Genomic DNA, 24,809 nt, shown 5'->3' with positions numbered 1-24,809 from the left:
CGCGCACGCGTGGTCAGAGCGGCGCCTGAGCGGCTTGCACCCGTTGCAGCAACGCTGCCGGGACCTGCGGCGGATACACCCACGCGACGAGCACGACCGAGATGATCATCAAGAGGAACCACGAGGTCAGCTTGCTCGACGACACCGGCTGCCAGCCCTCGGCCTGGTCGGGATAAGCCCAGGCGCCCGCCCAGGTGCCGATGTTCTCGGCGAGATAGATGAACACGGCGACGCCGACGAACACCGCCAGAAGAGGAAGTCTGATCGTGCGCCTCCAGATGCGGGCATGCATGACCGTGGGCAGCCACAGCATCACGACGCCGGCCAGCAGCACCCATCGCGCGTCCCACCACCAGTGGTGCGTGAAGAAGTTGGCATAGATCGCCACCGCGAGGATCGCCGTCAACCAACGTCGCGGATACCTCTCGAAGCCGAGATCGAACAGCCGGTAGACGCGCACCATGTATGACCCGACGGCCGCGTACATGAACCCGCTGAACAGCGGCACCCCGCCGATGCGCAGGAATCCGTCCGCGGCATAGGCCCACGATCCGACATCGGTCTTGAACAGCTCCATCACGGTGCCGGTGATGTGGAACAGCACGATGACCCAGAGCTCACGACCGCTCTCCAGTCGAAAGGCCAGCATCGCGAGCTGGATGAGCACCGCGGCGATCGTGAGCGCATCGTTGCGGGCGAGCACCGCATCATCGGGATACCAGAGACGCGCTGCGACGATCACGACGAGCAACGCCGCCCCGAAGATGCACGCCCATGCCTGCTTGAGCACGAACACCGCGAACTCGATCAGGCCCGCGCGGATGCCGTTCGCCGGGGCACCGAGCAGCACGCGGTGCGCGACCGCATCGACCCGCTGCTCCAGAGAAGTCGCTCGCTGCATGCCTCGGACGGTATCGGTCGCCGTCGACAGCCCGCCGGGAGATGACCGACAGAATGCCGAGGATCAGGGATACCGCGGAGAACTGCCGGTGGCGCGTGCTATGAGCCGCGCGACCATCTCGTCGGACGTGGTGTTCTCGCCGGGAAGGTTCGGCTTGCCGCTGCCGTGGTAGTCGCTGGAGCCCGTGACGATGAGATCGTGCTCGGCGGCGATCTCGCGCAGCTTCCGCTTGCCCGATTCCGTGTTCTCGCGATGGTCGATCTCGAAGCCGCCGAGACCGGCGGCGATCAACCGCTCGATGAACGGCAGAGGCATCATCCGGTCGCGGCCCGATGTCACGGGATGCGCGATGACGGCCACTCCCCCGGCCTCGGTGATCAACCGCACGGCAGTGAGGGGGTCCGGCGCGTAATGCGGCTCGTAGTACCCCTCGCGCGGGTGCAGGATGCCGTCGAACGCCTCTGTCCGGTCGCGCACGATGCCGCGAGCGATGAGTGCGTCGGCGATGTGGGGGCGCCCCACCGTGGCATCCAGAGTCGTCTGCGCGACGACATCGGCCCAGTCCAGGTCGTAGTCCCGCCCGATGTTGCGCACGATCCGCTCGGCGCGGCCGATCCGGTCGCCGCGGATGCGATCGGTCTCGGCGCGCAGGGCTTCATCCTCGGGGTCGAAGAGATAGCCCAGCACGTGCACGCTGCGCCATTCGTGCTTCGCCGAGAGCTCCATACCGGGGATGAACGTCATGCCGAGCGCGACGGCCGCGTCGCCGGCTTCGCCCCACCCCGTGGAGCGGTCGTGGTCGGTGAGGGCGGCCGTGCGAATTCCGTGCGCGTGGACCTGCCGCATCACCTCGGCCGGGGACTCAGTACCGTCGGACTGATTGGAGTGCAGGTGCAGGTCGGCGGGACCGGCGAACCCGGTGGACGGAGTGGCCATCCTCCGAGCGTACCCAGCGTCACCCGCACCGGGCGCGGAGGCGCACGGAGGGGATGTCGGGGCAGGGACTTCACAGGAGCCGCTTCTAGGCTGGAGGGGATGTTTCGACTACTGGGGATCCTCTTCACCGTCCTGCTCGCGATCGCGACGGCGATCGTGGTGTGGCCGCAGTTCTTCCACCTCGAGCAGACCTATCCCTTCGCGCAGCTCGTCTCGGTGCGAGGCCTGGTCCTCGGCGGGTTCCTCATCGTCGTCGTGCTCGCCCTCCTGCTGCTTTTCGCGCGGCCGCTTCGCGGGTTCGCCGCCTCGGTGCTGATCGTCGCACTGCTGGGCGCCGGCGCCACCGCACTGATCGGAGCGAGCAGGGGCTTCGGGGCTACCGCCCTTCCGGAGAAGACCGAGAGCAGCGTGCGGGTGCTCACCTGGAACACCGCGGGCGAGGCCGTGTCCGCCGACGTGATCGCGCAGCGCATCCTCGACCAGGGCGCCGACGTGGTCGCACTTCCCGAGACCACCGAGGAGGTCGGCGAGCGCATCGCGATCATGCTTCGGGAGCAGGGCCACCCGATGTGGGTGCACCACGTGCAGTTCCGTCCCGACGTGCAGGACGGTCCGCAGTCCTGGCAGACCACCGTCCTGGTCGCCCCCGACCTCGGCGAGTACTCGGTGATCGAGTCGGCGAAGGACGGCACCAGCAACACGGGTTCCGTTCCCAGCGTCGTCCTCATGCCGATCGACGGCGAAGGCCCCACGATCGTGGCCGTGCACGCGGTCGCACCGCGTATGGAAGAGATGCAGCAGTGGCAGAGCGACCTGCAGTGGATCGCCGACCAGTGCCCGCAAGGCGACTTCATCCTGGCCGGTGATTTCAACGCGACGATCGACCACATGGCCGGTCTCGGTGTGGAGGGCGGCGACATCGGCTACTGCCGTGACGTGGCGGCGCGCACCGGCAACGGTGTCACCGGCACCTGGCCGAGCTCGCTCCCGACGCTCGCGGGCGCACCGATCGACCACGTCATGGCATCGCAGAACTGGACGCCGACCGGCTCCGTCGTGCTCGACGATGCCGGCGGCAGCGACCACCGCGCGCTGGTCGTGCAGCTCGAGCCGGCCGGCTGAGCTCCCGTGCATCCTCTCCAGATGACAGACTGGAGGGATGAGCACCGGAGAGCGCGACACGATCGCAGAACCCACCGTCGAAGCATCGGCCGAGAACAGCACCACGAACCGCAAGCAGCCGTTCCCCCAGGGCTTCCTCGACACCATCTCGACCGGCTGGGCCGAGCGTCCGGAGACTCTTCCGAGTCCGCGCGAGCAGGCCGCCTACGCCGCCGTCCGACGCGCTGCCGTCTCGGCCGCATTCCCCGGCAAGCGCCTGGTGATCCCCGCCGGGTCGCTCAAGCAGCGCAGCAACGACACGGACTACGTGTTCCGCGCGCACTCCGCCTTCGCGCACCTCACCGGATGGGCGTCGGATGCGGAGCCCGATTCGGTACTGGTCTTCGCACCGACCGACGCGGGACACGACATCACGCTCTTCTTCCGCGAGCGCGCCGACCGGACGACGACCGAGTTCTACGCCGACGCCACGGTCGGCGAGTTCTGGATCGGGCCCCGCCCGTCGCTGGCCGGTGTTGCCGCCGACCTCGACATCGCGACCGCCCACCTCGACGAGCTCGAGGCCGTCGAGGGCGAACTGGTGCTCGACGACGACGACGCGCTGACCCGCTTCGTCTCCGAACTGCGTCTCATCAAGGACGAGTTCGAGATCGCCGAGATGCGCCGTGCGGTCGAGATCACGGCCGACGGGTTCGACGACATCATCCGCGAGCTTCCCGCCGCCGTCACCCATGCCCGCGGCGAGCGCGTCGTGGAGGGGGTCTTCCACCGCCGGGCACGCGAAGACGGCAACGGCGAGGGCTACGACACGATCGCGGCCTCCGGCCCGCACGCCTGCTACCTGCACTGGACGCGCAACGATGGCACGGTCGTTCCCGGCGACCTGATCCTGGTCGATGCCGGTGTCGAAGCCGACAGCCTGTACACGGCCGACATCACCCGCACTCTCCCCGTCTCCGGCACGTTCACCGAGGTGCAGCGCCGTGTCTACGAGACGGTGCGCGAAGCAGCGGATGCGGCCTTCGCGGCGGCGCGGACCGGCGTGCGGTTCCGCGACGTGCACGGCGCCGCCATGAAGGTCATCGCCGAGCGCACGGCCGAGTGGGGCCTGTTGCCCGTCACAGCCGACGAGGCCCTCGACGCCGACAAGGGCGGCCAGCACCGCCGGTACATGGTGCACGGCACCTCGCATCACCTCGGCATCGACGTGCACGACTGTGCGCAGGCCCGCCGGGAGATGTACTACGACGGCATCCTCGCCCCCGGCATGGTGTTCACGATCGAGCCCGGCCTGTACTTCCAGATCGACGATCTGACGGTCCCGGCAGAACTCCGCGGGATCGGTGTGCGCATCGAGGACGACATCCTGATGACCGAGGACGGCCCGGTGAACCTGTCGGCGGACATCCCGCGCACGGCCGACGAGGTCGAGGCCTGGATCGCCCGACTGCAGGGCTGACGCCGTGTTCGGAGTCGTCAGCTTCTTCGCCATCGTCCTGATCTACGCCGTCGCGGCACTCATCGCGGGCGCGGTGATCTACTTCGCCGTGCTGCTCGCACTCAAGTCGCACACGCGCTGGGTGGACCAGGGGAAACCAGGCCGGTCCCGGCCCTTCTGACGTATGCACGACGGCGAGTTCGCAGTCGACGATGCGCTCGCACGGGCGCTGGTCACCGAGTCGTTCCCGGAGCTCGACGAGCGAGAACTGCGCCGGGTCCGCACCGCCGCCACGGTGAACTCGATCGTTCGCGTCGGAAACGACCTGGTCGCACGGTTCCCTCTCCTCCCGGCCTCGTACGAGGAGCTGCAGAGGGAAGCAGCGGCCATGACGGCGCTGGCGGACGCATGTCCGGTCCGGGCGCCGCTGCCGTACGGTCTCGCGCATGGCGGAGAGACGTACTCGTCGGCATGGTCGATGCAGACCTGGTTGCCCGGAATCACCGCGCATTTCGATGCGCACGCGGGTTCGGTGTCACTCGCACAGGATCTGGCCGCGCTGGTCCGGGCGCTGCGCGCCGTCGATCCCGCTGGACGTGTCTTCGACGGCCGGGGGCGAGGAGGCATCCTCCCGGACCATGACGAGTGGGTCGCCGAGTGCTTGGACAGAGGCGCACACCTGCTCGACGTTCCCGAAGCGGCCAGGCTGTGGCAGGCACTGCGGGTGCTCCCTCGGTCGGGGCCCGATGTCATGAGCCACCGTGACCTGACACCGTTCAACCTGCTCATCGACGTTCGGGCCGGCGAGACCCGACTCTCGGGCGTGCTCGACGGCGGCAGCTTCGGACCAGCCGATCCCGGGCTCGATCTGGTCGCCGCGTGGCACCACTTCGACGCTCCCGCACGACAGGTTCTCCGCTCCAGCGTCGGTGCCGAGGACGTGGAGTGGCTGCGGGGCGCCGCGTGGGCGTTCCAACAGGCGATAGGACTCGCCTGGTACTACGAGGAGTCGAACCCCACGATGAGCGCCCTGGGTCTCTCGACGCTGCGCCGGCTGCTCACCGACGAGGAGCTGTCGGCCTTCACCTAGCGGCGGGCGAACTCGGCCACGAGCGGCGCGAGGGATGAGCCGATCTCGGAAGCGGGACGCTTGTGTCCCTTCACCTCGAAGGTGTGGCCTCCGCCCTCGACCCACACGACTCGGGCATCCTGGCAGCTGGCGACCGCTTCTTCGAACTGCGAGATCGGTTGGATGAAGGGGTCGTTCGTCCCCTCGACGAACAGCTGCGGAACCGAGATGGCGGGCAGATGCTCCGCTCGTGGCTTCTCCGGCCGTCCTGGTGGGTGCAGCGGATAGCCGAGGTACGCCAGCCCGTCGACGACGAGACCGTCAGCGACGGCCATGGACGCCATGCGTCCCCCGTAGGACTTGCCGGCCACCCAGACGCTCGCGGACGGCTCGTTCGCCCGCGCGAACTCCACGACGGCGTTCCACGTCGCGATGGCGTGTGCCGCGGGGCCCGGCATCTTCCTGCCCTGCTCGACGTAGGGAAAGTTGAAGCGCAGCGTCGAGAAACCGAGTTCGCCGAGTGCTGCCGCGAAGCCGGTGAGGAACGGATGGTCCTTGCCCGTGCCCGCACCGTGCGCGATGGCGATGACCGTCCGGTTCCCGCCGGTTGTCCAGTCTGCCGAGACCGTCGTGGCCCCCGTGGGCAGATCGACCGGGATCTGGACCATCAGTCGTCGAGCGGCGACCGGAGCGTCACGCTCGTCCGCCCTCGAGGCCTTCAGCGCCGGGAGCACTGTCCGGCTCGGCGGCCGGGGGCGACAGGGGCTCTTCCGGCGTGGCATCGGGCTCCGGCATGGTGTCGGCCCCTGGCTGCGGGTCGGCTGGACGCGGCGGGATGGCCGGCTCCTCAGGCGCGGGGGTCGGCACGGGTGCTGCCGCGCCGGGGGTGATCCGCTCGCCGTAGCGCGGCGGCTCGTCGAGGTTCACCGGGGGACGCACCGGCGCGACCTTCGTCGATCCGAGCACCTGTCGGGCCTTGGCGAGCGATGCCGCCTGCACCGTGACCTCATAGTGGTCGGCAGCGAACTGCGTGACACTCGCGAAATCGCGCCGGCGGCGCACGATCGCATAGGTGACGAGGCTCAGGAGCATGCCGAGTGCGACGCCGATGAAGACGAACCCGACGAAGAGCTGGATCGGCACCTCGGGGTTGCCGATCACGAGGATGGCCGAGAGGAACAGACCGATCAGGACCCCGTTGATTGCACCCGAACGCGCGGCCGCCGCATACCCGAGCTTCCCGGTCACGCGCTCGACCGTGCGAACGCTCTGCCCGACGATCGCGATGTCCCGTGCTGGCACCTCCCCCGCGATCAGCTTCGACACCGTCTTCTGCGCGCTCTCGTAGTCGCGCGTCGAAGCGACCATCTCGCCGGTCTCGGTGCCGCTCGCGGGGCGGTTCAGCATGCTCATCCGGCTATTCTTCCATGCGCATCGTCCGGGGGCCCGAGACGCGACCATCCCGCCGCCGAGCGGACCCGCCGACTACTCTGGAGAAGTGAGCACACAACGGGTTTTCGCCGCGCGCCTCGCCGGGTGCGCCGTCTTCGACCCCCTCGGCGACCGGCTCGGCAAAGTCCGGGATGTCGTCGTCGTGTACCGAAGTACGGCGGCGCCCCGCGTGATCGGTCTGGTCGTGGAGATCCCGGGACGACGCCATGTGTTCCTCTCGATCGGCCGGGTCACCTCGATCCGGTCGGGACAGGTCATCACCACCGGCCTGATCAACGTGCGCCGCTTCTCTCCCCGTGCCGGCGAGGTGCGTGTGCTCGCCGAGATGCTCGGACGACGCGTGAGCTTCGTGGACGGCAGCGGCACAGCCGTGATCGAAGACGTCGCGATCGAGCCCAACCGCCTCGGCGAATGGGCGATCAGCCAGCTGTTCCTCCGCCGCCCGAAGACCAGTGCCTCGCCGTTCGCGAAGGGCCCGACCACGTTCGCCGGCTGGAGCGAGGTGGCCGAGCAGCGCGCACCGGGTGAATCGCAGTCCGCCGAGCAGCTCGTCGCCTCGTACTCCGAGCTGCACGCCGCCGACCTCGCCAACACCCTGCTCGATCTTCCGCAGCAGCGCATGATCGAAGTGGCCGAAGAGCTGTCGGACGACCGTCTCGCCGACGCCCTCGAGGAGATGCCCGAGGACGAGCAGGTGCACATCCTCGATCGACTGGGTGACGAGCGCGCGGCCGACATCCTCGATCAGATGGAACCGGACGACGCCGCCGACCTGCTCGCCCAGCTCGCCCCGGACCGGCTCGAGCAGCTGCTCGAGCTGATGGAGCCCGAAGAGGCCGAAGACGTCCGGATGCTGCTGCGGTACGGTCCCGACACGGCGGGCGGTCTGATGACCCCGGAGCCGATCATCCTCTCCGCCGACGCGACCGTCGCGGAGGCGCTGGCCCTGATCCGCCGCCACGAGCTGCACCCCGCGCTGGCCGCCGCAGTCTTCGTGACCCTGCCTCCGTTCGAGACACCGACCGGACGTCTGCTCGGCCTCGTGCATTTCCAGCGGATGCTGCGCTACCCGCCGCACGAGCGACTCGGCGCGATCCTCGACGACAGCCTCGAACCCGTTCCCGTCACCGCATCCGCCGCCGAGGTGGCGCGGTTGCTGGCGAGCTACGACCTCGTCTCGCTGCCGGTGATCGACGCAGCCCACCGCCTGGTGGGTGCGATCAGCATCGACGACGTGCTCGACTACCTGCTCCCCGACGACTGGCGATCGCACGACAGCGACGACACACCGTCTCCCGCGAAGGAGGCACGCTGATGCCCCGCTCCCCGCGCCTCGATGCGCCGGGCCGCACCACGACACGGCCCCGGGCGACCTCGCGCGACCGGTTCGGCCGCTTCACCGAGTGGGTCGCCCGGGCGATGGGCACCCCGGCGTTCCTGGTCATCCTCAGCCTGTTCTGCGTGGTCTGGATCGTCTGGAACACGCTGATGCCCGAGAACCTGCGCTTCGACGATGCGGCCCTCGGCTTCACCGCCCTGACGCTCATGCTCTCGCTGCAGGCCTCGTACGCCGCACCGCTCATCCTCCTCGCGCAGAACCGCCAGGACGACCGCGACCGGGTGCAGATCGAGCAGGACCGGCAGCGCGCGGAGCGCAACCTCGCCGACACCGAGTACCTCGCCCGTGAGATCGTGGCGCTGCGCATGGCGCTCGAGGAACGCAACGCGCAGGCCGTGACGCGCGACGTGCTGCGGCAGGAGCTGAAGGCCCTCCTCGCCGAGCTCGAGGACGACGGGGACAAACCGACCGCAGGCGCCGCCTCGTGACCGAGGCCGACCTCGTCCGCGCCGCCGTCTCCGCGGTGACGGATCCGGAGCTGCGCCGCCCGATCGGCGAGCTCGACATGGTCCGCGAGATCGCTGTGGACGGCGACCGGGCTCAGGTCGGCATCGTGCTGACCATCGTGGGCTGCCCGGCCGCGACGCGCATCGAGTCCGACGTGCGCGAGGCTGCCGCCTCCGTGCCCGGCATCACGTCGGTCGACGTCGAGGTGGGCGTGATGACTCCGGCAGAGCGCAAGGCCCTCACCGAGAAGCTCCGCGACGGCAGGCCGGCCCGCCACATGCCGTTCGGCCCGGACTCGCTCACCCGCGTGATCCTCGTCTCCAGCGGCAAGGGCGGCGTCGGCAAGTCGACGGTGACCGCGAATCTCGCCGTGGCTCTCGCCGACCAGGGTCTGTCGGTCGGCCTCGTCGACGCCGACGTGCACGGATTCTCGATCCCGGGGCTCCTCGGCATCCCGGCTGGCACGCAGCCGACACGTATCGACGATCTCATGCTGCCCCCGGTGGCGCACGGCGTGAAGACCATCTCGATCGGCATGTTCCTCCGAGACGGCGAGTCCGTGGTGGCATGGCGCGGACCGATGCTGCACCGCACGGTGCAGCAGTTCCTCACCGATGTGTTCTTCGGCGACCTCGATGTGCTGCTCATCGACATGCCGCCCGGCACCGGCGACATCGCCATCTCGATCGGCCAGCTCCTCCCGCATGCGGAGGTGCTGGTCGTGACGACCCCGCAGACCGCTGCCGCAGAGGTGGCCATCCGCAGCGGACTCGTCGCACGGCAGACGGGGCAGCGGGTGATCGGCGTCATCGAGAACATGGCGGCATACACGCTCCCCGACGGCACGGTCATCGATCTGTTCGGCTCGGGTGGAGGCGCCGCGGTCGCCGAGGCTCTCTCCGAGCCGGGAACGACGGTCCCGCTGCTGGCCTCGATCCCACTGAGCCCCGCGCTCCGCGAGGGTGGCGATGCCGGCCTCCCGATCGTCGCCGGTGAGACGACGGATTCCGCAGCCGCGACGATCCGCGCCCTCGCACGCACGCTCGCTCGGCAGGGGCGGGGCCTTTCCGGCCGCTCACTGCCGATGACGATCGGCTGAGGGTGCGGGTGATCTAAGACCCCGGCGGCGCTGCCCAGGATGCGCCGGCGCGCTGCGCATTCCGTGCGCTCCTGCGTCTGGTGACCAGTCGTCGGATCAGGATCACGACGGGCAGCAGCACGGCGACGGGGAGACAGAACACCGCGCCGAACGCCAGGAGCGTCCCCGTGGCGAAGTCGCTCCCGCCGGTGCGGCCGAGCCCGATGGAGCCGCTTCCGAAAACGTCTCCGGCAATGAGGAACTCGCCGTCGTAGGTGTCGAGCGAGTCGGTGCAGGTGACGGTGTGAACACCCGCATCCATGCTTGTGAACTGGGTGTGCTGTTCGAACCCGCGCTTCGGGGTCATCCACCAGAGCGTGTCATCCCAGGACAGCGAGGGGCCTCCGCGCTGAGCGAGCGAGTCTCCACCCGGACCCGACACCGAGCACTCCAGCGTCCCGAGCATCGCGGAGACACCGCTTCCCCAGATGCCGACGCGTTCGCCCGCATTCAGCTCGACCGTCTGCCCTCGTCCGAGCGGAAGCGGGTCCGCCTCTCCCACGGATGCTGCGACAGGCATCACCCACAGCGTCCAGATCAGGACGCCGATGCACGCGCACAGAGCGGAGAATCCGAATGCCACGGCGTCGCGATCGGCGAGCCGCCCTCGGGTCACGTGGCTTCGGGATCGAACGGAGGCCGGTTGCTCGCGCTGAACTCCTGCGGAAGCGCACGGGGAGAGATGGGCTCGGCGATCGTCTCCTTCGCCTGGGCGGGAGTCGCCGGTTGCGGCTCCTCGAAGAGCGCGTCGCGGATGATCCGTCGGGGATCGTACTGACGCGGATCGAGCTTGCGCCAGTCCACGTCGTCGAGCTCCGGGCCCATCTCCTCGCGCATGCGGGACTTGGTCGAGCGAAGGTACTCGCCGGCCTTGCGGACCATGCGGGAGAAGCCCTCGGCTGCTCGCGGAAGACGCTCAGGGCCGATGATGAGCACCGCGATGAGACCGATCAGCAACAGCTTCTCGAAGGTGAGCCCGAACGTCATCTCTACAGGCTACCGTCGCGCCTGCGGTCCGCAGGTACACCGAGCGAATACTCTGGAGGGAATCACCGGGCAGGCAGGGAGAGACAGGTCATGAGCGAGCACGACGCGAACGCGCGATTCCTTCGCGAGTCCATCGTGGAACCCGACTCCATCGCACGGGCGCGCGCACACGCGGTCGAGCTCGGCGCGATGCCGATCAGCACCGTCGTCGGTTCCCAGATCGCCGTGCTCGCGGCAGCGACCAGTGCACGCTCGATCGTCGAGATCGGCACGGGAGCCGGAGTCTCCGGACTCTGGCTGCTGCGCGGAGCACCGCAGGCCGTGCTCACCTCCATCGACAACGAGCCCGAGCATCTCGCGGCTGCACGACAGGCTTTCACCGACGCGAAGGTGCCGTCCACCAAGGTGCGGTTCATCACCGGTCGCGCGATCGACGTGCTCCCCCGCATGAATGAGTCCTCGTACGACATCGTGCTCGTCGACGCCGACCCCGACCACATCATCGAGTACGTCGAGCACGGACTCCGCCTCGCCCGCACCGGCGGCATGGTCCTGGTCCCGCGGATCCTCGGCGGCGGCCGCGTCGCCGACCCCGTACAGCGCGACGAGGTCACGTCGGCCTACCGCTCGCTGGTGCAGGAGACCCAGGAGTCCTCGGCCGTCCTGGCGACCGTGTCACCCGCGGGTGAAGGACTGCTTCAGCTGATCAGACTCGCCGACAGCGACTGACGAGAACCTCGCTCCGGGTGTGCCCCGGAATCGACGAAGGGCGGCGGATCCGAAGATCCGCCGCCCTTCCGGATCCGCGGATGCGGACCCCAGATCGATCAGGCCGGTGCCACGACGGCGGCAAGCACGTCGTGAAGCTCCTTGGCCTCGGCGTCGTTCACGGAGACGACCAGACGGCCGCCGCCTTCGAGCGGAACGCGCACGATGATGAGTCGTCCTTCTTTCACGGCCTCCATAGGTCCGTCTCCGGTCCTCGGCTTCATCGCTGCCATCGTGGCTCCCTTTCCTCCGGTGGTATGGAATGAGTTTATCGGGTGTCACCGGGACCTGGAGGTCACCGGGCAACAATTGGGTCGCCCGGCGGCCTCAGGGCACCTGCCAGAACGTGCTCCCGAGCGCATAGACGTGGTAGATCCAGAACCATTGACCCAGGAGGCAGAGGGCCACCACTCCCACCCGCCACCACCGCGATCGCGGAACCGCGACGGCCCCCCAGAGCGGACTGAGCGGTAGCAGCAGACGGAAGGTGCTCGACTGCGGGAAGAACACCGCCAGAAGGTACAGAAGATAACTCGCGCTCCACAGACGCAAGTCGCTGCCGAGTGCACGCACCTGCGGCGAGCGGAGGAGGGCGACTCCGACAGCCGCGACCAGCAGCACGAGCGCCACCGGCCCCCACCACTGCGGCAGGCCCCAGAGGGCGAACCAGAACTCCGAAGCCTGAAGCCATCCCTCGAACGGAACGAACCCGTCGACGCCTCCGGTGACCCAATGCCGGCGCCACGCGAGTTCGGTTGCGAGGTAGGCGCCGGGATCGCCCGTGACGATGCCCGCGATCACTTGCCAGGCGAAGCCCGCCGCGGTCGCGAGCGCCCCGAGCGCGATGATGTGCCCGATCGCCCGTGCGGAGAGCGGTTCCTCTCTGCGACGGAACCAGCGCACGACACCGTGCAACCCGAGGTAGAGGGCGAACGCGAGGATACCCGGGCGTGTGAAGGCCATCACCGGGATCAGCAGGTAGAGCCGGCCGTACTCGTGTCTGATCGTCGCGTCGAGCGCGAGGAACAGCAGAAGCAGGAAGAGGGTCTCGGCATAGCCGACCTGAAACATCGCGGCGATGGGCCCGGCAGCGAAGAACACGACCGCCCAGAGAGCGGCGGACGCGCCGATACGGTCACGGAGCAGACGATGAAGAGCGAGACAGGCCAGGTATCCGGCCGCCAACGAGATCAGGAGAGCGCCGACTCCCCACGATCCGAAGACGAAGCCCACCGCCTTCGCCGCAAATGCGAACACCGGCATGAAAGCCCAGGCATTCTCGGCGACCTCGCCCGACTCCGTCCGGGGAAGCTCGGTGGGATACCCGGTCTCGGCAACCAGCCAGTACCACTGGGCGTCCCACCCGAGGACGAAGTCATCGAGTCCAGCGTCGGCCCCGAAGCGCGAGAACGACGTCGACAGCGACGCGGCGATGAACAGGAAGATCGTGGTCGTCGCCCGCGCGGCGAGGTAGATGACCGCGATTCTCAGCGCGACAGGCGTCTGCGCCCACCGTCGAACCGCGCTCAGCGCGAGGTGAGCCATGCGCGCAGGCCTCGCTCCACGGCGTCGATCTGCGCGAGCGGCACCCGCTCCTCGTCGTGGTGCGCGAGGTGCGGGTCACCTGGGCCGTAGTTCACCGCCGGGATGCCGAGCGCCGAGAACCGGGCGACGTCGGTCCAGCCGTACTTCGGGCGGGGCTCGGCGCCGACAGCCGCCACGAACTGCTTCGCGATCTCGGCGTCGAGTCCGGGGCGCGCCCCCTCGGCGGCATCGGTGATCTCGACATCGAAGCCGGCGAGAACCCCGCGGAGGTGCGCTTCGGCGTCTGCAGCGGACTTGCTCGGAGCGAAGCGGTAGTTGACCTCGACCTCGCACGCATCGGGGATGACGTTGCCCGCGACACCACCGGCGATGCGCACGGCGCTCAGGCTCTCCCGGTACAGCAGTCCCTCGACCGGCACCTCTTTGGCCCGGTACTCCGCGAGCCGGGTCAGGATCGGCGCTGCACGGTGGATCGCGTTCTCGCCGATCCAGGCGCGTGCGCTGTGCGCGCGAACACCGGTGGTGCGCACGATCGCGCGCAGCGTGCCGTTGCATCCGCCCTCGACCTCGCCGTTGGAAGGTTCGCCGAGGATCGCGAAGTCCGCCTGGAACAGGTCCGGTCGTACGGCGGCGAGCAGGCCGAGGCCGTTCTTGGACGCCTCGATCTCTTCGTTGTCGTACCACATCCAGGTGATGTCGATCGCGGGATCGGTGAGCTCTGCCGCGAGCTTGAGCTGCACGGCCGTGCCCGCCTTCATGTCGACGGTTCCGCGCCCCCAGAGGTAGGGCACGCCGTCGATCTCCATGTCCCGAGTCGGCAGGTTCGCGTTGATCGGTACGGTGTCGATGTGTCCGGCGATGGCGACGCGCTGGGCACGACCGAGATCGGTGCGGGCGACGATCGTGTTCCCGTGGCGGAACACCTCGAGGTGGGACAGCGGGGTGATCGCCGCCTCGATCGCGTCGGCGAGTGTCTTCTCGTCGCCGGACACGCTCGGGATGTCGCAGATCGCACGAGTGAGGTCGACGGAGGACGCGGTCAGATCGAGCACCATGGGTCAAGCCTACTTACCCCGTCATGCGTGAAGTCCCCACCCCACGGCGCGATAGCGTGGAGGCATGAGCGACGCACGCACTGTATGGGGTATCGGCCTGACCACGATCGCCGGCGATGGCACGGTTCTCGATGCGTGGTTCCCGGACGTACGGGCGGGAATCCTCACGGCAGACGATGCCGCGGTCTCGGCCCTCGAGCCCCTCGTCGGTGCCGATGTGCGACGGAACGTGACCGTGGAGATCATCCAGCTCCAGATCGACCTCGACGAGGCTCCCGCTTCCACGGCCGACGCATACCTGCGCCTGCACGCTCTCTCGCACCTCGTCGTGCGCCCCAACGAGTTGAACCTGGACGGCATCTTCGGCCATCTGCCGAACGTCGCCTGGACGAACGCCGGCCCGGTGCTCCCCGTCGACGCCGCCCGCCTGCGACCGCACCTCCAGCGTGCCGGCATCCAGGTGCAGGGCCTGGACAAGTTCCCCCGGCTGACCGACTACGTGCAGCCCGCGGGCGTCCGGATCGCCGACGCCTCGCGCGTTCGGCTCGGCGCACACCTCTCCCCCGGCACCACCGTCATGCACGAGGGCTTCGTCAACTTCAACGCCGGCACGCTCGGCTCCTCCATGGTCGAGGGCCGCATCTCGCAGGGGGTCGTCGTCGGCGACGGCAGCGACATCGGCGGCGGTTCCTCGATCATGGGCACGCTCTCGGGCGGCGGCACGCATCGGGTGTCGATCGGCGCGCGCACCCTGCTCGGGGCCAACGCGGGCATCGGCATCTCGCTCGGCGACGACTGCGTCGTGGAAGCCGGCCTCTACGTGACCGCCGGGACGAAGATCGTGCTGGTCGACGGCCCGGTGACACCGGACGGTGGACGGAAGACCGTGAAGGGCGGAGACCTCTCCGGCCAGGACGGGCTGCTCTTCCGCCGGAACTCCCTCAGCGGCGCCGTCGAGGCCGTGCGCCGCGCCGGCGTGGGGGTGACGCTCAACGAGGCTCTCCACGCCTGAGAGCCGCCTCAGCTGGCAGGTTCGACCCGCGTCCGCAGTCGACATGCAGCTGATCACATACGCGCACTGTTAGACTGACACCGTTGTCTGCACCGCCGGTGCTGCAACATCGTCGTCGTCATGGGGTCTCCGAGGACCGAAGCGAGCAGAAGCTGCTCCCACCACCAGCATGAGCTGGCATTTCGAACGGCGAACCGATGCGCAATTCCTGCGCCGTCGCCCACCTCACCCCTTATCTCGCGCCGATCACTCGTGCGCTGACGGAGTTTCTGCATGTCTACTTTCCTTGAACTCGGCGTTCCCGCCGAGCTCGCCGCCGTTCTCGCCGATTCCGGCAAGACCGAGGCCTTCGCGATCCAGCGCGACACCCTTCCCGACTCCCTCGCAGGACGCGACCTCCTCGGTCGCGGACGCACGGGCAGCGGCAAGACCATCGCCTTCGCCCTGCCGCTCGTGGCGCGCCTCGCCGCTTCCGGCGGACAGCGCCGCGCAGGTCTCCCGCGCGGGCTCGTCCTCGCACCGACCCGCGAGCTCGCGACGCAGATCGCCGCAACCATCGCCCCGCTCGCCGAGGCCGCCGGCCTGCGCGTCACGACCGTCTTCGGCGGCGTCAGCCAGCGTCCGCAGGAGCAGGCGCTGCGCGGCGGCGTCGACATCGTCGTGGCCTGCCCCGGTCGACTCGAAGACCTCATGAAGCAGCAGGTCGTGCGCCTCAGCGCGATCGAGGTCACCGTGCTCGACGAGGCCGACCACATGGCCGACCTCGGCTTCCTCCCCGGAGTCACCCGCATCCTCACCGCGACGCCGGCCGGTGGCCAGCGCCTCCTGTTCAGCGCGACGCTGGACCGCGGCATCGACACCCTCGCCCGCCGCTTCCTCTCGAACGCGGTCAGCCACGAGGTCGACGAGGAGAGCGTACCCGTCGGCGAGATGACCCACCGCGTGCTGGTCGTCGACTCCACCGACAACAAGACCGCCCTCGTGAAGGAGCTCGCCTCCGGCACCGGTCGCCGCATCCTCTTCACCCGCACCAAGCACCAGGCGAAGAAGCTCGCGAAGCAGCTCACGGCAGCCGGCATCCCGGCCGTCGACCTGCACGGAAACCTGTCGCAGAACGCTCGTGAGCGCAACCTCGGCGCGTTCTCGGCCGCCCCGGAAGACGGCGGAGTGCGCGTCCTGGTCGCGACCGACGTCGCGGCTCGCGGCGTGCACGTCGACAACGTCGACCTGGTCGTCCATGTCGACCCGCCCGTCGAGCACAAGGCGTACCTGCACCGTTCCGGACGCACGGCCCGTGCCGGTGCCGCCGGCACCGTCGTGACCGTCGTGCTGCCCGAGCAGCGCCGCGATGTGAAGGACCTGCTCCGCAAGGCCGCGATCACCGCTCCCCTCGAAGACGTCACCACGGCGGCGATCACCGCGCTGGTTCCCGAGCGCGCACCGCACGTGCGCCCGGCCCCGGTGCAGGCTCCGCAGCAGCAGCAGCGCCAGTCCTCCAAGCAGCGTCCCGCCGGCGGCGAGAAGAGCGGCGCGGCGAACCCGCCCGCACGTCGTCGTCGCCGTCCCCGCGCCGGTGGCAGCGGCGGCCAGGGCGGCGGCTACCAGGGTGGTGGCTACTCCACGCAGAGCGGCCAGTCCCGTCAGGGCGGCGGCCGCAGCTCGCAGGGTCGCTGACCCGCCGACTCCACTAGACAGAAAAGCGCCCCTTCCGCTTCGGCGGAAGGGGCGCTTTCTCGTTCTGCGCTCAGCGAGTCGGGAAGGACCGCTCGGGAGACCCCGTGTACAGCTGCTGCGGGCGGCCGATCTTGGTCTGCGGGTCGAGCTGCAGCTCGCGCCACTGCGCCAGCCAGCCGGGCAGACGACCGATGGCGAACAGCACCGTGAACATCCGGGTCGGGAAGCCCATCGCCTTGTAGATGACGCCCGTGTAGAAGTCGACGTTGGGGTACAGGCGACGCTCGCGGAAGTAGTCGTCGGCGAGGGCGAGCTCCTCGAGCTCCTTCGCGAGGTCAAGGAGCGGGTCGGTGACGCCGAGAGACGAAAGCACCTCATCGGCAGCATCCTTGACCAGCTTGGCGCGCGGGTCGTAGTTCTTGTAGACGCGGTGCCCGAAGCCCATGAGCTTCACGCCCTCTTCCTTGTTCTTCACCCGCTCCACGAAGCGCGAGACGCTCTGGCCGGAGTCGCGGATCTGCCCCAACATCGTCAGGACGGCCTCGTTCGCACCGCCGTGCAGCGGACCGGAGAGCGCCTGGATGCCGGCGGAGACCGAGGCGAACTGGTTCGCGCCGGTGGAGCCCACCAGGCGGACGGTCGAGGTGGAGGCGTTCTGCTCGTGGTCTTCGTGGAGAATCAGGAGAAGCTCGAGAGCCTTCGACATGACCGGGTTGACCTCGTACTCCTCGCTGTGCACGCCGAAGTTGAGCTTGAGGAAGTTGTCGACGAAGCTCAGCGAGTTGTCGGGGTACAGGAAGGCCTGACCGACGCTCTTCTTGTGCGCGTACGCCGCGATCACAGGCAGCTTGGCGAGCATGCGCACCATGTTGAGCTCGACGTGCTCGGGGTTGTGCGGGTCGGTCTGCCCCTCGTAGTACGTCGAGAGGGCGGCGACGGCCGACGAGAGCACCGACATGGGGTGCGCGGTGTGCGGCAGCGCCGAGAAGAAGCGCTTGAGGTCTTCGTGCAGCAGCGTGTGACGACGGATCTTCTCGTCGAACTCCGCGAGCTCGGAGGCCGAGGGCAGTTCGCCGTAGATCAGGAGCCACGCGACCTCGAGGTAGCTCGTGGACCCTGCCAGCTGCTCGATCGGATATCCGCGGTAGCGGAGGATCCCCTTGTCACCGTCGATGAAGGTGATGTCGGACTTCGTGGACGCGGTGTTGACGAAGCCGTAGTCGAGGCCCGTGTAGCCGGTCTGCCGGGTCAGCGTCGAGAAGTCGATGCTGTCGTGCCCTGCCGTGCCGCGCAGTACCGGGAATTCGGCGGTCGTATCGCCGATCGTCAGCTTCGCCGTCTGCTCTGCCGCTGCGCTCACGCGGTCCTCCTCCTGGCGTCCGACCCCGCTGGTCGCGGTGTATCGGACAAGATCTTGATCAAGTCGGAACTGGCGATCTCACGGCGCTGTGGCACCAGGTCGAGACACGACCGAATCGCCTTTACAGCCTAGTAGGCACACAGGCCTACTGTGACATCCGCCAAACAGATGCCCTCTTCACGGAGAAAACCTACAGAGCCGAGGCGGTGAGCCGGCGCGCGCCTTCTCGCACCCGCTCGGTGGGAGCGGTCAGCGCGAGGCGCACGTGCTGCGAGGAGTCCGCACCGTAGAACGGACCGGGGCCGGCGAGGATGCCGAGATCGGCGAGGCGGCCCATCGACTCCCAGGCATCGCGCCCTTCCGTCGCCCAGAGATACAGCCCGGCCTCCGAACCGTCGATGCGGAAGCCGGCGGCCTCGAGCGCCGGGCGCAGTGCTTCGCGCCTGGTGCGGTACAGCTCCTTCTGGACGGCGACGTGCTCGTCGTCGCCGAGCGCGACCGCCATGGCGTGCTGCACGGGGGCGGGCGGCATGAGTCCGAGGTGCTTGCGCGCGGTGAGCAGCTCTCCGACGACGCGCGCGCAGCCGGCGACGAACGCGGCGCGATAGCCGGCGAGATTCGACTGCTTGCTCAGCGAGTACACGCTGAGCAAGTTCGCCCTGCTGCCACCGGTCACCCGCGGGTCGAGGATCGAGGGAATCGGCTCGGTCGCCCAGATTCCGGCCCATCCCAGCTCGGCGTAGCACTCGTCGCTCGCGAGGACGGCCCCCAGCTCACGCGCACGGCGCACGGCTGCAGCGAGCTCATCGACCGTCCAGGTGCGGCCGTCCGGATTGCCCGGGGTGTTGATCCAGATGAGCTTGGTGCCCTCCGGCCACTCCGCGGGGTCGTCGGCCGGCAGGGGCGTCGCGCCGACCACTCGCGCGCCGACCTCGTAGGTCGGGTAGGCCACTCGCGGGTGGACGACGATGTCGCCCTCGCCGAGGCCGAGGAGCGTGGGCAGCAGGGCGACGAGCTCCTTGGAGCCGATCGTCGGCAGGACGTTGTCGACCCGGAGATCGGGCACTCCCCTGCGCCGCGCGTACCAGTCGACGATGGCCTCGCGCAGCGTCGGCGTGCCGACCGTCTGCGGATAGGCGTGTGCATCGGTGGCCTCGGCCAGAGCACGGCGGATGAGTTCCGGCGTCGGATCCACCGGCGACCCCACGGAGAGATCCACGAGACCCTCCGGATGCTGCGCGGCACGCTCACGGAACGGGACGACGGCATCCCACGGGTAGTCGGCGAGGTCGCGGACGCTCACAGAAGACGCCTACTCGCCCTGGGGCGGGAGCGCGGCGATGATCGGATGATCGAAGTCGTAGACGCCGACCTTGGCGGCGCCGCCGGGCGAGCCGATCTCGTCGAAGAACTCGACGTTGGCCTTGTAGTAGTCCTGCCACTCGTCGGGCAGGTCGTCTTCGTAGTAGATGGCCTCGACCGGGCACACCGGCTCGCAGGCGCCGCAGTCCACACACTCATCGGGATGGATGTACAACGAGCGTTCACCCTCGTAGATGCAGTCAACGGGGCACTCGTCGATGCAGGCGCGGTCCTTGACATCGACGCACGGGAGGGCGATCACATACGTCACCCCTCCAGTCTACGACTCGTGGCGCTCGGGTTCCTGCGCGGCAGGCGCGACCGTGCGCACGGGCACGCGTGAGAAGGAAGGCCAGGCGATCACGAGCAGCACGATTCCCGCGACCAGGTAGGTCCAGATCTGTCCGCTGAGCGAGTCCGGGACGACGACGGATCCGCCAGGCCCCACGCCCGAGATCAGCACCAGCATGCCGATCATGCCGAGGCCGGCTGCGACCGCCGCTCCCCGGTCGTGGGTGAGTGCGCGCACAGCGACCAGGATCGCCGCGCAGGCGATGGCGGCGACGATGAGCCCCACCGGGATCGGCCCCCACATCACGCTGTGCGCGATCGTGCCGGCGATGCCGTAGACGCCGCCCACCAGAGCTGCAGCAACCCACGACAACACTCTCGACACCCAGCTCACGCGCACCCGTCGATCCTACCGGCGCCCCCTGTGACGGAGCAGTCCGTCACGAGGCGAGGCCGAAGAGCCGCAGAAGCGCCGCGACCAGTGCGGCCGCTGCCACGACCACGAGGAACGATTGCCGGAGCCACAGGAGCCCTCCCGCGACCAGCAGGGCGGGCACGCGCGCGTCCACCGTGATCGCCTGCCCGTCGCCGAGGGTCTGCACCGCGACGAGCGCTGCCAGCAGCGCGACGGTGAGCAGGTCGGAGATGCGAGCAGTGCGAGGTGCTTCGAGGACCTTGGGCGGCACCAGGTACCCGGCGGCTTTGAGCGCGACGCAGATGAGGGCCGCGAGGAGGATCGCACTCCACAGACTCATGGCGCTCCCTCCGATCCGACCCGGGCGCGATCATCCGGCGGCGTCCCGCGCCCGCCCAGCCAGTTGAACCAGCCGACGGCGATCGCGACGACGGCCGCGACCAACACCGGGAGGCCGGGCATGAGGAGCGGAGTGAACGCCGCGGCGACCACGGCGGCCGCCACCCCCACCGCGATGGCCTGCCGCCGCCGGAGCCGCGGCCACAGCAGTGCCAGGAAGGCGGCTGCGGCCGCGGCATCCAATCCCCAGGTCCGGGGGTCGCCGAGCACGTCACCGACGAGCGCGCCGACGAGGGTCGTGATGTTCCAGCCCACGAAGATGCCGATGCCGGTCACCCAGAAACCCACCTGCCGCAGTCGCGGGTCCCCTTGCGAGATCGCCACGGCCGTCGACTCGTCGATCGTGAAGTGCGCGGCGGCGGCCTTGCGCACCGGTCCCCCGCCCACGATCGGCGACATGCGCATTCCGTAGGCGACGTTGCGCACGCCGAGCAGGGCGGCGGATGCGACTGCGGATGGCAGCGCGGCCAGACCGCCGGCGGTGAAGACGCCGACGAAGGCGAACTGGGATCCCCCGGTGAACATCAAGAGACTGAGGACGCAGGTCTGCCAGACATCGAGCCCGGACGCCACGGCCAACGCGCCGAAGGAGACGCCATAGGCGCTGGTCGCGAGCACGACACCGAGCGCCTCGCGCCAGACCTCACGCTCGGCGGTCATCGCCCACCCGGCCGGCCTTTGTTCGCTTCGCTGAACACATGATGATAATTCTGAACACCGAGGTAAGGATAGTCAAGCGAACGAACGTTTGGCATGATGAACGCATGGAAGACCTCCGCACGCGCATCGCTCGCACTCTGCGCCGAGAACGAGAGGCCGTCGGCCTTTCGATCTCCGAGCTTGCGCGTCGCGCCGACGTGTCCAAGGCGACGGTGTCGCAGCTCGAGAGCGGCGCAGGCAATCCGAGTGTCGAGACTCTGTGGGCGCTCGGCGTCGCGCTCGGAGTACCGTTCGCCGTGCTCGTCGACCAGCAGACGAACGCTCCTACTCTGATCCGCGCCGACGACCTCGCCGGCGTCCCCTCCTCCGCAGCCGCATACAGCGCCACGCTGCTGTCGGCCAGCCCTCCCGGCGCCCGTCGCGACGTCTACCTGATCCAGGCCGAACCGGGCGACGCCCGACGCTCCGACCCGCACCACCCCGGCACGATCGAGCACGTCATCCTGATCTCCGGCCAGGCCCGGATCGGACCGGTCGACGAGCCGGTACTCCTCAACCCCGGCGACTATCTGACGTACGCGGGCGACGACCCGCACATCTTCGAGGCGGCCGCCCCCGGCACGAGCGCCGTGCTCATCTCCGAACTCCGCTGAGTCTCACTCCCCGCCGGGCGCAGGCGACGGGTCGGGGATCTCGTGCGGTCGGTACTGCGGCAGCCGCGAGGCCGGGAGGATCGCCAGCGCACTGATCCCGGCGAGGAGGAGCAGGCCGAGCTTGAGCGTCCCCAGCCGAGACTCCTCGTTGATGGCGACAGCGGCGTCGACCTGAGCCGGTGTCGCATCGGTGTTCTCGAGGGCGGCGCGGAGGTCGTCATTGCTGACGAAGTTGAGGTTGTCCATGTCGACCTGGGCGATGAGCGACGGCGGCAGTTCGGGGTGCTCCACCACGGCCCGGCCGATGCTGAGCCCGAGGAGCGAGACCAGAAGCGCGCCGGCGAGGGCCGTGCCGACTGCCGAGGCGAGGTTCTGCGTGGTGCCGCGCAACGATCCGACATCGCCGGCGAGCTCGGCGGGCACTGCGGTCACGAGCACGTTGAAGACCAGCGTGACGAGTGCGCCCTGTCCGATTCCGAAGACGATGAGGCCTGCGATCGTGGGGACGGTCTCCCAGTTGTTGGTCACGACGAACGACAGCCACACGAGTGCCACCGTGGTGAGGATGAAGCCGGCGACGCCGATCGTGCGAGGAGGGAAGCGCTTGTACAGCCGCACCACGAGGGTGGCCGTGACGAACACCGTGAGATTGAACGGCATCATCGCGATGGAGGTGTCGAACGGAGTGCGTCCCTGCACGATCTGGATGTAGAGCGGGATCGTGAAGTTCACGCACGCTTCCAGGGCGACCACGATGAACATCGCGTACACGGCTGCCCGTTCCCGTGAGGAGCCGAGGACGCTCAGGTCAATGAGCGGCACCTTCCCCTCTGCCATCCGCTTCCTGGTCCAGAGGAAGAACGCCTGCCCGAGGACCAGTCCCACCACGATGAAGATCGGCGCCGGAGAGAGCCCCAACACGGAGAAGGGGGCATCGGCGGTCGCCGCGACCGCACCCCAGGAGTTCAGGTTGTTGAATCCGAGGGTCAGGAGGACGATGCCGGCACCGATGAGCAGCGACGCCACGAGATCGATCCGGATCGACGCGTCACCATGGTCGCCGCGCAGGGTGAAGCTCAGCGCGAACACGACGACGGCGATCCCGAACACGATGAAGAACATCGGCCGCCAGCCCACCAGCGTTCCCAGGGTGCCGCCGATCAGGAAGGCGCTGACACCGGAGATCGCGCGCGCCGAGCCGATCGCCCCGATGGCGGTCGCCTGCTGCGCGCCGCGGTAGTTCTCGGCGATGAGCGCGACGATCGACGGGACGATGATCGCCGCCGCCGCTCCCGCGACCGCCTGCCCGGCGATGGCCCACCACACCGTGGGTGCGAGGATCATCATCACGGACGAGGCCGCGAACAGCGCGATCACGATCCGGAAGATGACGACCCAGCCGATTCGCTGTCCGAGTTTCGCGCCGGTCATCACGAGCGCGGCGACGGCGAGACCGTACATGACGATGGTCGTGCTCGCCACCGTCGGCGGAACGCCGAACTCGCTCACCATGCCGCCGAGCGAGATCGGCAGCGCCGCGACGTTGAACGACATCAGCACCTGCGCGAGGAACAGGCTGACCATCGGCAACCACGAGGTCTTCGTCGGGCTGTGCTGCGTCTGGGTCATGGTTGCTCCCGAGTTGCGGATGAGGCTGCGATCGTGGCGGGGTTGCTCTGCGCCGGTGCGGAGGCGAACAGGTTGAGCCCGAGCACGCGCGACAGGTAGCCGATGGCCATCTGCGATCGGATGGAGTTGCCGGCCTCGTCGAGACGCGGGGAGAACCCGGCCGCAGCGCCCTTGCCCGGGGCGACGGCGACGATGCCTCCGGAGACGCCGGACTTCGCGGGCAGCCCGATCTCGAACAGCCAGTCGCCGGAGCGTTCGTACAGGCCTGTCGATGCGACGACCGCGAGCGTGTCGCGGCACACCTCCGCCGAGACCACGCGCTCCCCGGTGACCGGGTTCACTCCCCCGTCGGCGAGCGTCGCTCCCATCACCGCCAGGTCATGGGCGGCCACGCTGAGGGCGCATTGGCGGGTGTAGACGTCGACCACCTCGTCCGGGTCGCCCGTCAGCCGCCCGTAGCTTCGCAGCAGACGACCGAGCGCACGATTGCGGTCGTTCGTCTGCGCTTCCGACGCGTACACCGACGCCGTCGAGCTTCAGCGGACGACCTGCGAACGCCGACAGTCCCTCCCGGACACGTTCCCACTGCTCGACCGAGGTGCTCCCCGGCACGAGCGCGGTGGTGGCGATGGCTCCCGCATTGACCATCGGGTTCATCGGGTGGCCGTCGTTGAGCTCCACCGCCATCACGGAGTTGAAGGCAAGCCCGGTGTTGTTCACGCCGACGATCTCGCGCACACGCTCGTGCCCGTGCTCCTGGATCGCGAGAGCGTAGACGAACATCTTCGAGATCGACTGGATGGAGAAGGGGTGCAGGGCGTCACCGGCATCATGCAACCCGCCGCCGACTTCGATCACCGCCAGGCCGAAGAGCTCGGGGTCGACCTCCGCGAGCACGGGGATGTAATCGGCGACCCGGCCCCCACGCTCCTGCACATAACGGGAGTGGGCATCCCGCACGATCTCTTCCACGCGATCCCACGCCGGCAGGGTGCCGGTCGAGGCGATCTGCGGGACATCTCGCCATGCGGTCGGGTCGAGCACATCTTCCTCCACGGATCGGTGACGCCCCAGCCGTCAGAGTCACCGTAGCGCTC

At 68.9% G+C, this 24,809-nt stretch carries 27 protein-coding genes and 1 pseudogene; 11 read left to right on the top strand and 17 right to left on the bottom strand.

Going from position 1 to position 24,809, the window contains the following annotated elements; genetic code table 11:
- Positions 1-13 precede the first annotated feature (13 nt).
- Both ACFC14_RS11880 and ACFC14_RS11875 read right to left on the bottom strand, forming a co-directional pair.
- Positions 14-901: a DUF817 domain-containing protein gene (locus ACFC14_RS11880; RefSeq protein WP_376104568.1), complete on the bottom strand. Its 888-nt coding sequence runs from the start codon at positions 899-901 to the stop codon at positions 14-16.
- Between the two features lie 63 nt (positions 902-964).
- On the bottom strand, positions 965-1,837 hold the full coding sequence (locus tag ACFC14_RS11875; RefSeq protein WP_376104565.1) for a PHP domain-containing protein: 873 nt from the start codon (positions 1,835-1,837) through the stop codon (positions 965-967).
- A gap of 99 nt (positions 1,838-1,936) precedes the next feature.
- Between ACFC14_RS11875 and ACFC14_RS11870 the strand changes: the two genes are divergently transcribed.
- Genes ACFC14_RS11870 through ACFC14_RS11855 form a run of 4 tightly spaced genes read left to right on the top strand, consistent with a single transcriptional unit; the run spans position 1,937 to position 5,487 of the window.
- Positions 1,937-2,959, top strand: a complete 1,023-nt coding sequence (locus ACFC14_RS11870) for an endonuclease/exonuclease/phosphatase family protein (RefSeq protein ID WP_136043586.1) — start codon at positions 1,937-1,939, stop codon at positions 2,957-2,959.
- Positions 2,960-2,996: 37 nt separating this feature from the next.
- On the top strand, positions 2,997-4,418 hold the full coding sequence (locus ACFC14_RS11865) for an aminopeptidase P family protein (RefSeq protein WP_376104561.1): 1,422 nt from the start codon (positions 2,997-2,999) through the stop codon (positions 4,416-4,418).
- A gap of 4 nt (positions 4,419-4,422) precedes the next feature.
- The gene (locus ACFC14_RS11860) at positions 4,423-4,578 is read left to right on the top strand and encodes a hypothetical protein (protein ID WP_167381614.1); all 156 of its coding nucleotides are present in this window, start codon (positions 4,423-4,425) and stop codon (positions 4,576-4,578) included.
- A 3-nt stretch (positions 4,579-4,581) separates the two neighbouring features.
- On the top strand, positions 4,582-5,487 hold the full coding sequence (locus ACFC14_RS11855) for a phosphotransferase (RefSeq protein ID WP_376104558.1): 906 nt from the start codon (positions 4,582-4,584) through the stop codon (positions 5,485-5,487).
- Here ACFC14_RS11855 and ACFC14_RS11850 read toward each other — a convergent pair.
- Positions 5,484-6,134, bottom strand: coding sequence for an alpha/beta family hydrolase (locus ACFC14_RS11850; protein WP_376104555.1), 651 nt, complete (start codon positions 6,132-6,134; stop codon positions 5,484-5,486). The two genes, ACFC14_RS11855 and ACFC14_RS11850, sit on opposite strands and share 4 nt — an antisense overlap.
- A gap of 25 nt (positions 6,135-6,159) precedes the next feature.
- Positions 6,160-6,879 (bottom strand): general stress protein, encoded by a 720-nt coding sequence (locus ACFC14_RS11845; protein WP_376104552.1) that lies wholly within the window; start codon positions 6,877-6,879, stop codon positions 6,160-6,162.
- Positions 6,880-6,964: 85 nt separating this feature from the next.
- Here ACFC14_RS11845 and ACFC14_RS11840 point away from each other — a divergent pair, with 85 nt between their 5' ends.
- The 3 genes from ACFC14_RS11840 to ACFC14_RS11830 are packed head-to-tail and all read left to right on the top strand — an operon-like array spanning position 6,965 to position 9,863.
- Complete coding sequence (locus ACFC14_RS11840; RefSeq protein WP_376104549.1) at positions 6,965-8,233, top strand: magnesium transporter MgtE N-terminal domain-containing protein; 1,269 nt, start codon at positions 6,965-6,967, stop codon at positions 8,231-8,233.
- Entirely contained in the window at positions 8,233-8,745 is a 513-nt protein-coding gene (locus ACFC14_RS11835; RefSeq protein WP_136043583.1) for a DUF1003 domain-containing protein, read from the top strand. Before ACFC14_RS11840 ends, ACFC14_RS11835 begins: the two co-directional genes overlap by 1 nt.
- Positions 8,742-9,863: an Mrp/NBP35 family ATP-binding protein gene (locus tag ACFC14_RS11830; protein ID WP_376104545.1), complete on the top strand. Its 1,122-nt coding sequence runs from the start codon at positions 8,742-8,744 to the stop codon at positions 9,861-9,863. The genes ACFC14_RS11835 and ACFC14_RS11830 overlap by 4 nt, the downstream gene beginning before the upstream one ends.
- Positions 9,864-9,876: 13 nt before the next feature.
- On the opposite strand, the gene ACFC14_RS11825 is transcribed toward ACFC14_RS11830, so the two are convergent.
- A complete protein-coding gene (locus tag ACFC14_RS11825) occupies positions 9,877-10,518 on the bottom strand; it encodes a hypothetical protein (RefSeq protein WP_376104542.1) in 642 nt (213 codons plus the stop codon).
- A complete protein-coding gene (locus tag ACFC14_RS11820) occupies positions 10,515-10,889 on the bottom strand; it encodes a Sec-independent protein translocase TatB (RefSeq protein WP_376104539.1) in 375 nt (124 codons plus the stop codon). Before ACFC14_RS11820 ends, ACFC14_RS11825 begins: the two co-directional genes overlap by 4 nt.
- Before the next feature lie 90 nt (positions 10,890-10,979).
- On the opposite strand from ACFC14_RS11820, the gene ACFC14_RS11815 reads away from it, so the two are divergent.
- Positions 10,980-11,618 (top strand): O-methyltransferase, encoded by a 639-nt coding sequence (locus ACFC14_RS11815; protein ID WP_376104537.1) that lies wholly within the window; start codon positions 10,980-10,982, stop codon positions 11,616-11,618.
- A gap of 98 nt (positions 11,619-11,716) precedes the next feature.
- Here the strand turns inward: ACFC14_RS11815 and ACFC14_RS11810 are convergent, their stop codons facing one another.
- The 3 genes from ACFC14_RS11810 to dapE form a co-directional block, all read right to left on the bottom strand.
- Complete coding sequence (locus ACFC14_RS11810; protein ID WP_017203323.1) at positions 11,717-11,890, bottom strand: DUF3117 domain-containing protein; 174 nt, start codon at positions 11,888-11,890, stop codon at positions 11,717-11,719.
- Positions 11,891-11,984: 94 nt separating this feature from the next.
- Positions 11,985-13,202, bottom strand: coding sequence for a hypothetical protein (locus ACFC14_RS11805; RefSeq protein ID WP_376104532.1), 1,218 nt, complete (start codon positions 13,200-13,202; stop codon positions 11,985-11,987).
- Positions 13,184-14,257, bottom strand: a complete 1,074-nt coding sequence (gene dapE / locus ACFC14_RS11800) for a succinyl-diaminopimelate desuccinylase (protein ID WP_376104529.1) — start codon at positions 14,255-14,257, stop codon at positions 13,184-13,186. The genes ACFC14_RS11805 and dapE overlap by 19 nt, the downstream gene beginning before the upstream one ends.
- Positions 14,258-14,321: 64 nt before the next feature.
- On the opposite strand from dapE, the gene dapD reads away from it, so the two are divergent.
- On the top strand, positions 14,322-15,269 hold the full coding sequence (gene dapD / locus ACFC14_RS11795) for a 2,3,4,5-tetrahydropyridine-2,6-dicarboxylate N-succinyltransferase (protein ID WP_376104526.1): 948 nt from the start codon (positions 14,322-14,324) through the stop codon (positions 15,267-15,269).
- A gap of 273 nt (positions 15,270-15,542) precedes the next feature.
- Positions 15,543-16,943 carry a DEAD/DEAH box helicase gene (locus tag ACFC14_RS11790; RefSeq protein ID WP_376104524.1) on the top strand — a complete coding sequence of 467 codons (1,401 nt, stop codon included), beginning with the start codon at positions 15,543-15,545 and terminating at the stop codon, positions 16,941-16,943.
- Positions 16,944-17,013: 70 nt separating this feature from the next.
- Here ACFC14_RS11790 and ACFC14_RS11785 read toward each other — a convergent pair whose 3' ends face one another.
- The 6 genes from ACFC14_RS11785 to ACFC14_RS11760 form a co-directional block, all read right to left on the bottom strand.
- A complete protein-coding gene (locus ACFC14_RS11785) occupies positions 17,014-18,303 on the bottom strand; it encodes a citrate synthase (RefSeq protein WP_081859847.1) in 1,290 nt (429 codons plus the stop codon).
- Positions 18,304-18,493: 190 nt separating this feature from the next.
- Positions 18,494-19,606 carry a succinyldiaminopimelate transaminase gene (gene dapC, locus ACFC14_RS11780; RefSeq protein ID WP_376104521.1) on the bottom strand — a complete coding sequence of 371 codons (1,113 nt, stop codon included), beginning with the start codon at positions 19,604-19,606 and terminating at the stop codon, positions 18,494-18,496.
- Between the two features lie 9 nt (positions 19,607-19,615).
- Positions 19,616-19,936: a ferredoxin gene (gene fdxA, locus ACFC14_RS11775; protein ID WP_136043573.1), complete on the bottom strand. Its 321-nt coding sequence runs from the start codon at positions 19,934-19,936 to the stop codon at positions 19,616-19,618.
- Positions 19,937-19,945: 9 nt separating this feature from the next.
- Positions 19,946-20,356: a hypothetical protein gene (locus ACFC14_RS11770; RefSeq protein WP_029262902.1), complete on the bottom strand. Its 411-nt coding sequence runs from the start codon at positions 20,354-20,356 to the stop codon at positions 19,946-19,948.
- Positions 20,357-20,396: 40 nt separating this feature from the next.
- A complete protein-coding gene (locus ACFC14_RS11765) occupies positions 20,397-20,711 on the bottom strand; it encodes an AzlD domain-containing protein (RefSeq protein ID WP_029262903.1) in 315 nt (104 codons plus the stop codon).
- On the bottom strand, positions 20,708-21,430 hold the full coding sequence (locus ACFC14_RS11760) for an AzlC family ABC transporter permease (protein ID WP_376104517.1): 723 nt from the start codon (positions 21,428-21,430) through the stop codon (positions 20,708-20,710). Before ACFC14_RS11760 ends, ACFC14_RS11765 begins: the two co-directional genes overlap by 4 nt.
- A gap of 104 nt (positions 21,431-21,534) precedes the next feature.
- On the opposite strand from ACFC14_RS11760, the gene ACFC14_RS11755 reads away from it, so the two are divergent.
- Complete coding sequence (locus tag ACFC14_RS11755) at positions 21,535-22,083, top strand: helix-turn-helix domain-containing protein (RefSeq protein ID WP_376104514.1); 549 nt, start codon at positions 21,535-21,537, stop codon at positions 22,081-22,083.
- Positions 22,084-22,086: 3 nt separating this feature from the next.
- On the opposite strand, the gene ACFC14_RS11750 is transcribed toward ACFC14_RS11755, so the two are convergent.
- Complete coding sequence (locus ACFC14_RS11750; RefSeq protein ID WP_376104512.1) at positions 22,087-23,712, bottom strand: MFS transporter; 1,626 nt, start codon at positions 23,710-23,712, stop codon at positions 22,087-22,089.
- Positions 23,709-24,756 (bottom strand): annotated as a pseudogene (gene glsA / locus ACFC14_RS11745) (glutaminase A). The gene ACFC14_RS11750 and the pseudogene glsA overlap by 4 nt, the downstream one beginning before the upstream one ends.
- Positions 24,757-24,809 lie beyond the last annotated feature (53 nt).

It is taken from the genome of Microbacterium sp. NPDC055988 (assembly GCF_042269505.1).
GTDB lineage: Bacteria > Actinomycetota > Actinomycetes > Actinomycetales > Microbacteriaceae > Microbacterium.
Note: the sequence above shows the minus strand (reverse complement) of the source record. Positions and strands in the feature narration are given on the sequence as shown.

Bases quoted from the DNA above. Each gene is read 5' to 3' on its own strand.
- ACFC14_RS11750 (WP_376104512.1), bottom strand. From the start codon at position 23,712: ATGACCCAGACGCAGCACAGCCCGACGAAGACCTCGTGGTTGCCGATG.
- ACFC14_RS11880 (WP_376104568.1), bottom strand. From the start codon at position 901: ATGCAGCGAGCGACTTCTCTGGAGCAGCGGGTCGATGCGGTCGCGCAC.
- ACFC14_RS11845 (WP_376104552.1), bottom strand. From the start codon at position 6,879: ATGAGCATGCTGAACCGCCCCGCGAGCGGCACCGAGACCGGCGAGATG.
- ACFC14_RS11870 (WP_136043586.1), top strand. From the start codon at position 1,937: ATGTTTCGACTACTGGGGATCCTCTTCACCGTCCTGCTCGCGATCGCG.
- ACFC14_RS11790 (WP_376104524.1), top strand. From the start codon at position 15,543: ATGTCTACTTTCCTTGAACTCGGCGTTCCCGCCGAGCTCGCCGCCGTT.
- dapD (WP_376104526.1), top strand. From the start codon at position 14,322: ATGAGCGACGCACGCACTGTATGGGGTATCGGCCTGACCACGATCGCC.
- ACFC14_RS11835 (WP_136043583.1), top strand. From the start codon at position 8,233: ATGCCCCGCTCCCCGCGCCTCGATGCGCCGGGCCGCACCACGACACGG.
- ACFC14_RS11850 (WP_376104555.1), bottom strand. From the start codon at position 6,134: ATGGTCCAGATCCCGGTCGATCTGCCCACGGGGGCCACGACGGTCTCG.
- ACFC14_RS11820 (WP_376104539.1), bottom strand. From the start codon at position 10,889: ATGACGTTCGGGCTCACCTTCGAGAAGCTGTTGCTGATCGGTCTCATC.
- ACFC14_RS11810 (WP_017203323.1), bottom strand. From the start codon at position 11,890: ATGGCAGCGATGAAGCCGAGGACCGGAGACGGACCTATGGAGGCCGTG.
- ACFC14_RS11815 (WP_376104537.1), top strand. From the start codon at position 10,980: ATGAGCGAGCACGACGCGAACGCGCGATTCCTTCGCGAGTCCATCGTG.
- ACFC14_RS11875 (WP_376104565.1), bottom strand. From the start codon at position 1,837: ATGGCCACTCCGTCCACCGGGTTCGCCGGTCCCGCCGACCTGCACCTG.
- ACFC14_RS11855 (WP_376104558.1), top strand. From the start codon at position 4,582: ATGCACGACGGCGAGTTCGCAGTCGACGATGCGCTCGCACGGGCGCTG.
- ACFC14_RS11760 (WP_376104517.1), bottom strand. From the start codon at position 21,430: ATGACCGCCGAGCGTGAGGTCTGGCGCGAGGCGCTCGGTGTCGTGCTC.
- ACFC14_RS11865 (WP_376104561.1), top strand. From the start codon at position 2,997: ATGAGCACCGGAGAGCGCGACACGATCGCAGAACCCACCGTCGAAGCA.
- ACFC14_RS11765 (WP_029262903.1), bottom strand. From the start codon at position 20,711: ATGAGTCTGTGGAGTGCGATCCTCCTCGCGGCCCTCATCTGCGTCGCG.
- ACFC14_RS11755 (WP_376104514.1), top strand. From the start codon at position 21,535: ATGGAAGACCTCCGCACGCGCATCGCTCGCACTCTGCGCCGAGAACGA.
- dapE (WP_376104529.1), bottom strand. From the start codon at position 14,257: ATGGTGCTCGATCTGACCGCGTCCTCCGTCGACCTCACTCGTGCGATC.
- ACFC14_RS11805 (WP_376104532.1), bottom strand. From the start codon at position 13,202: ATGGCTCACCTCGCGCTGAGCGCGGTTCGACGGTGGGCGCAGACGCCT.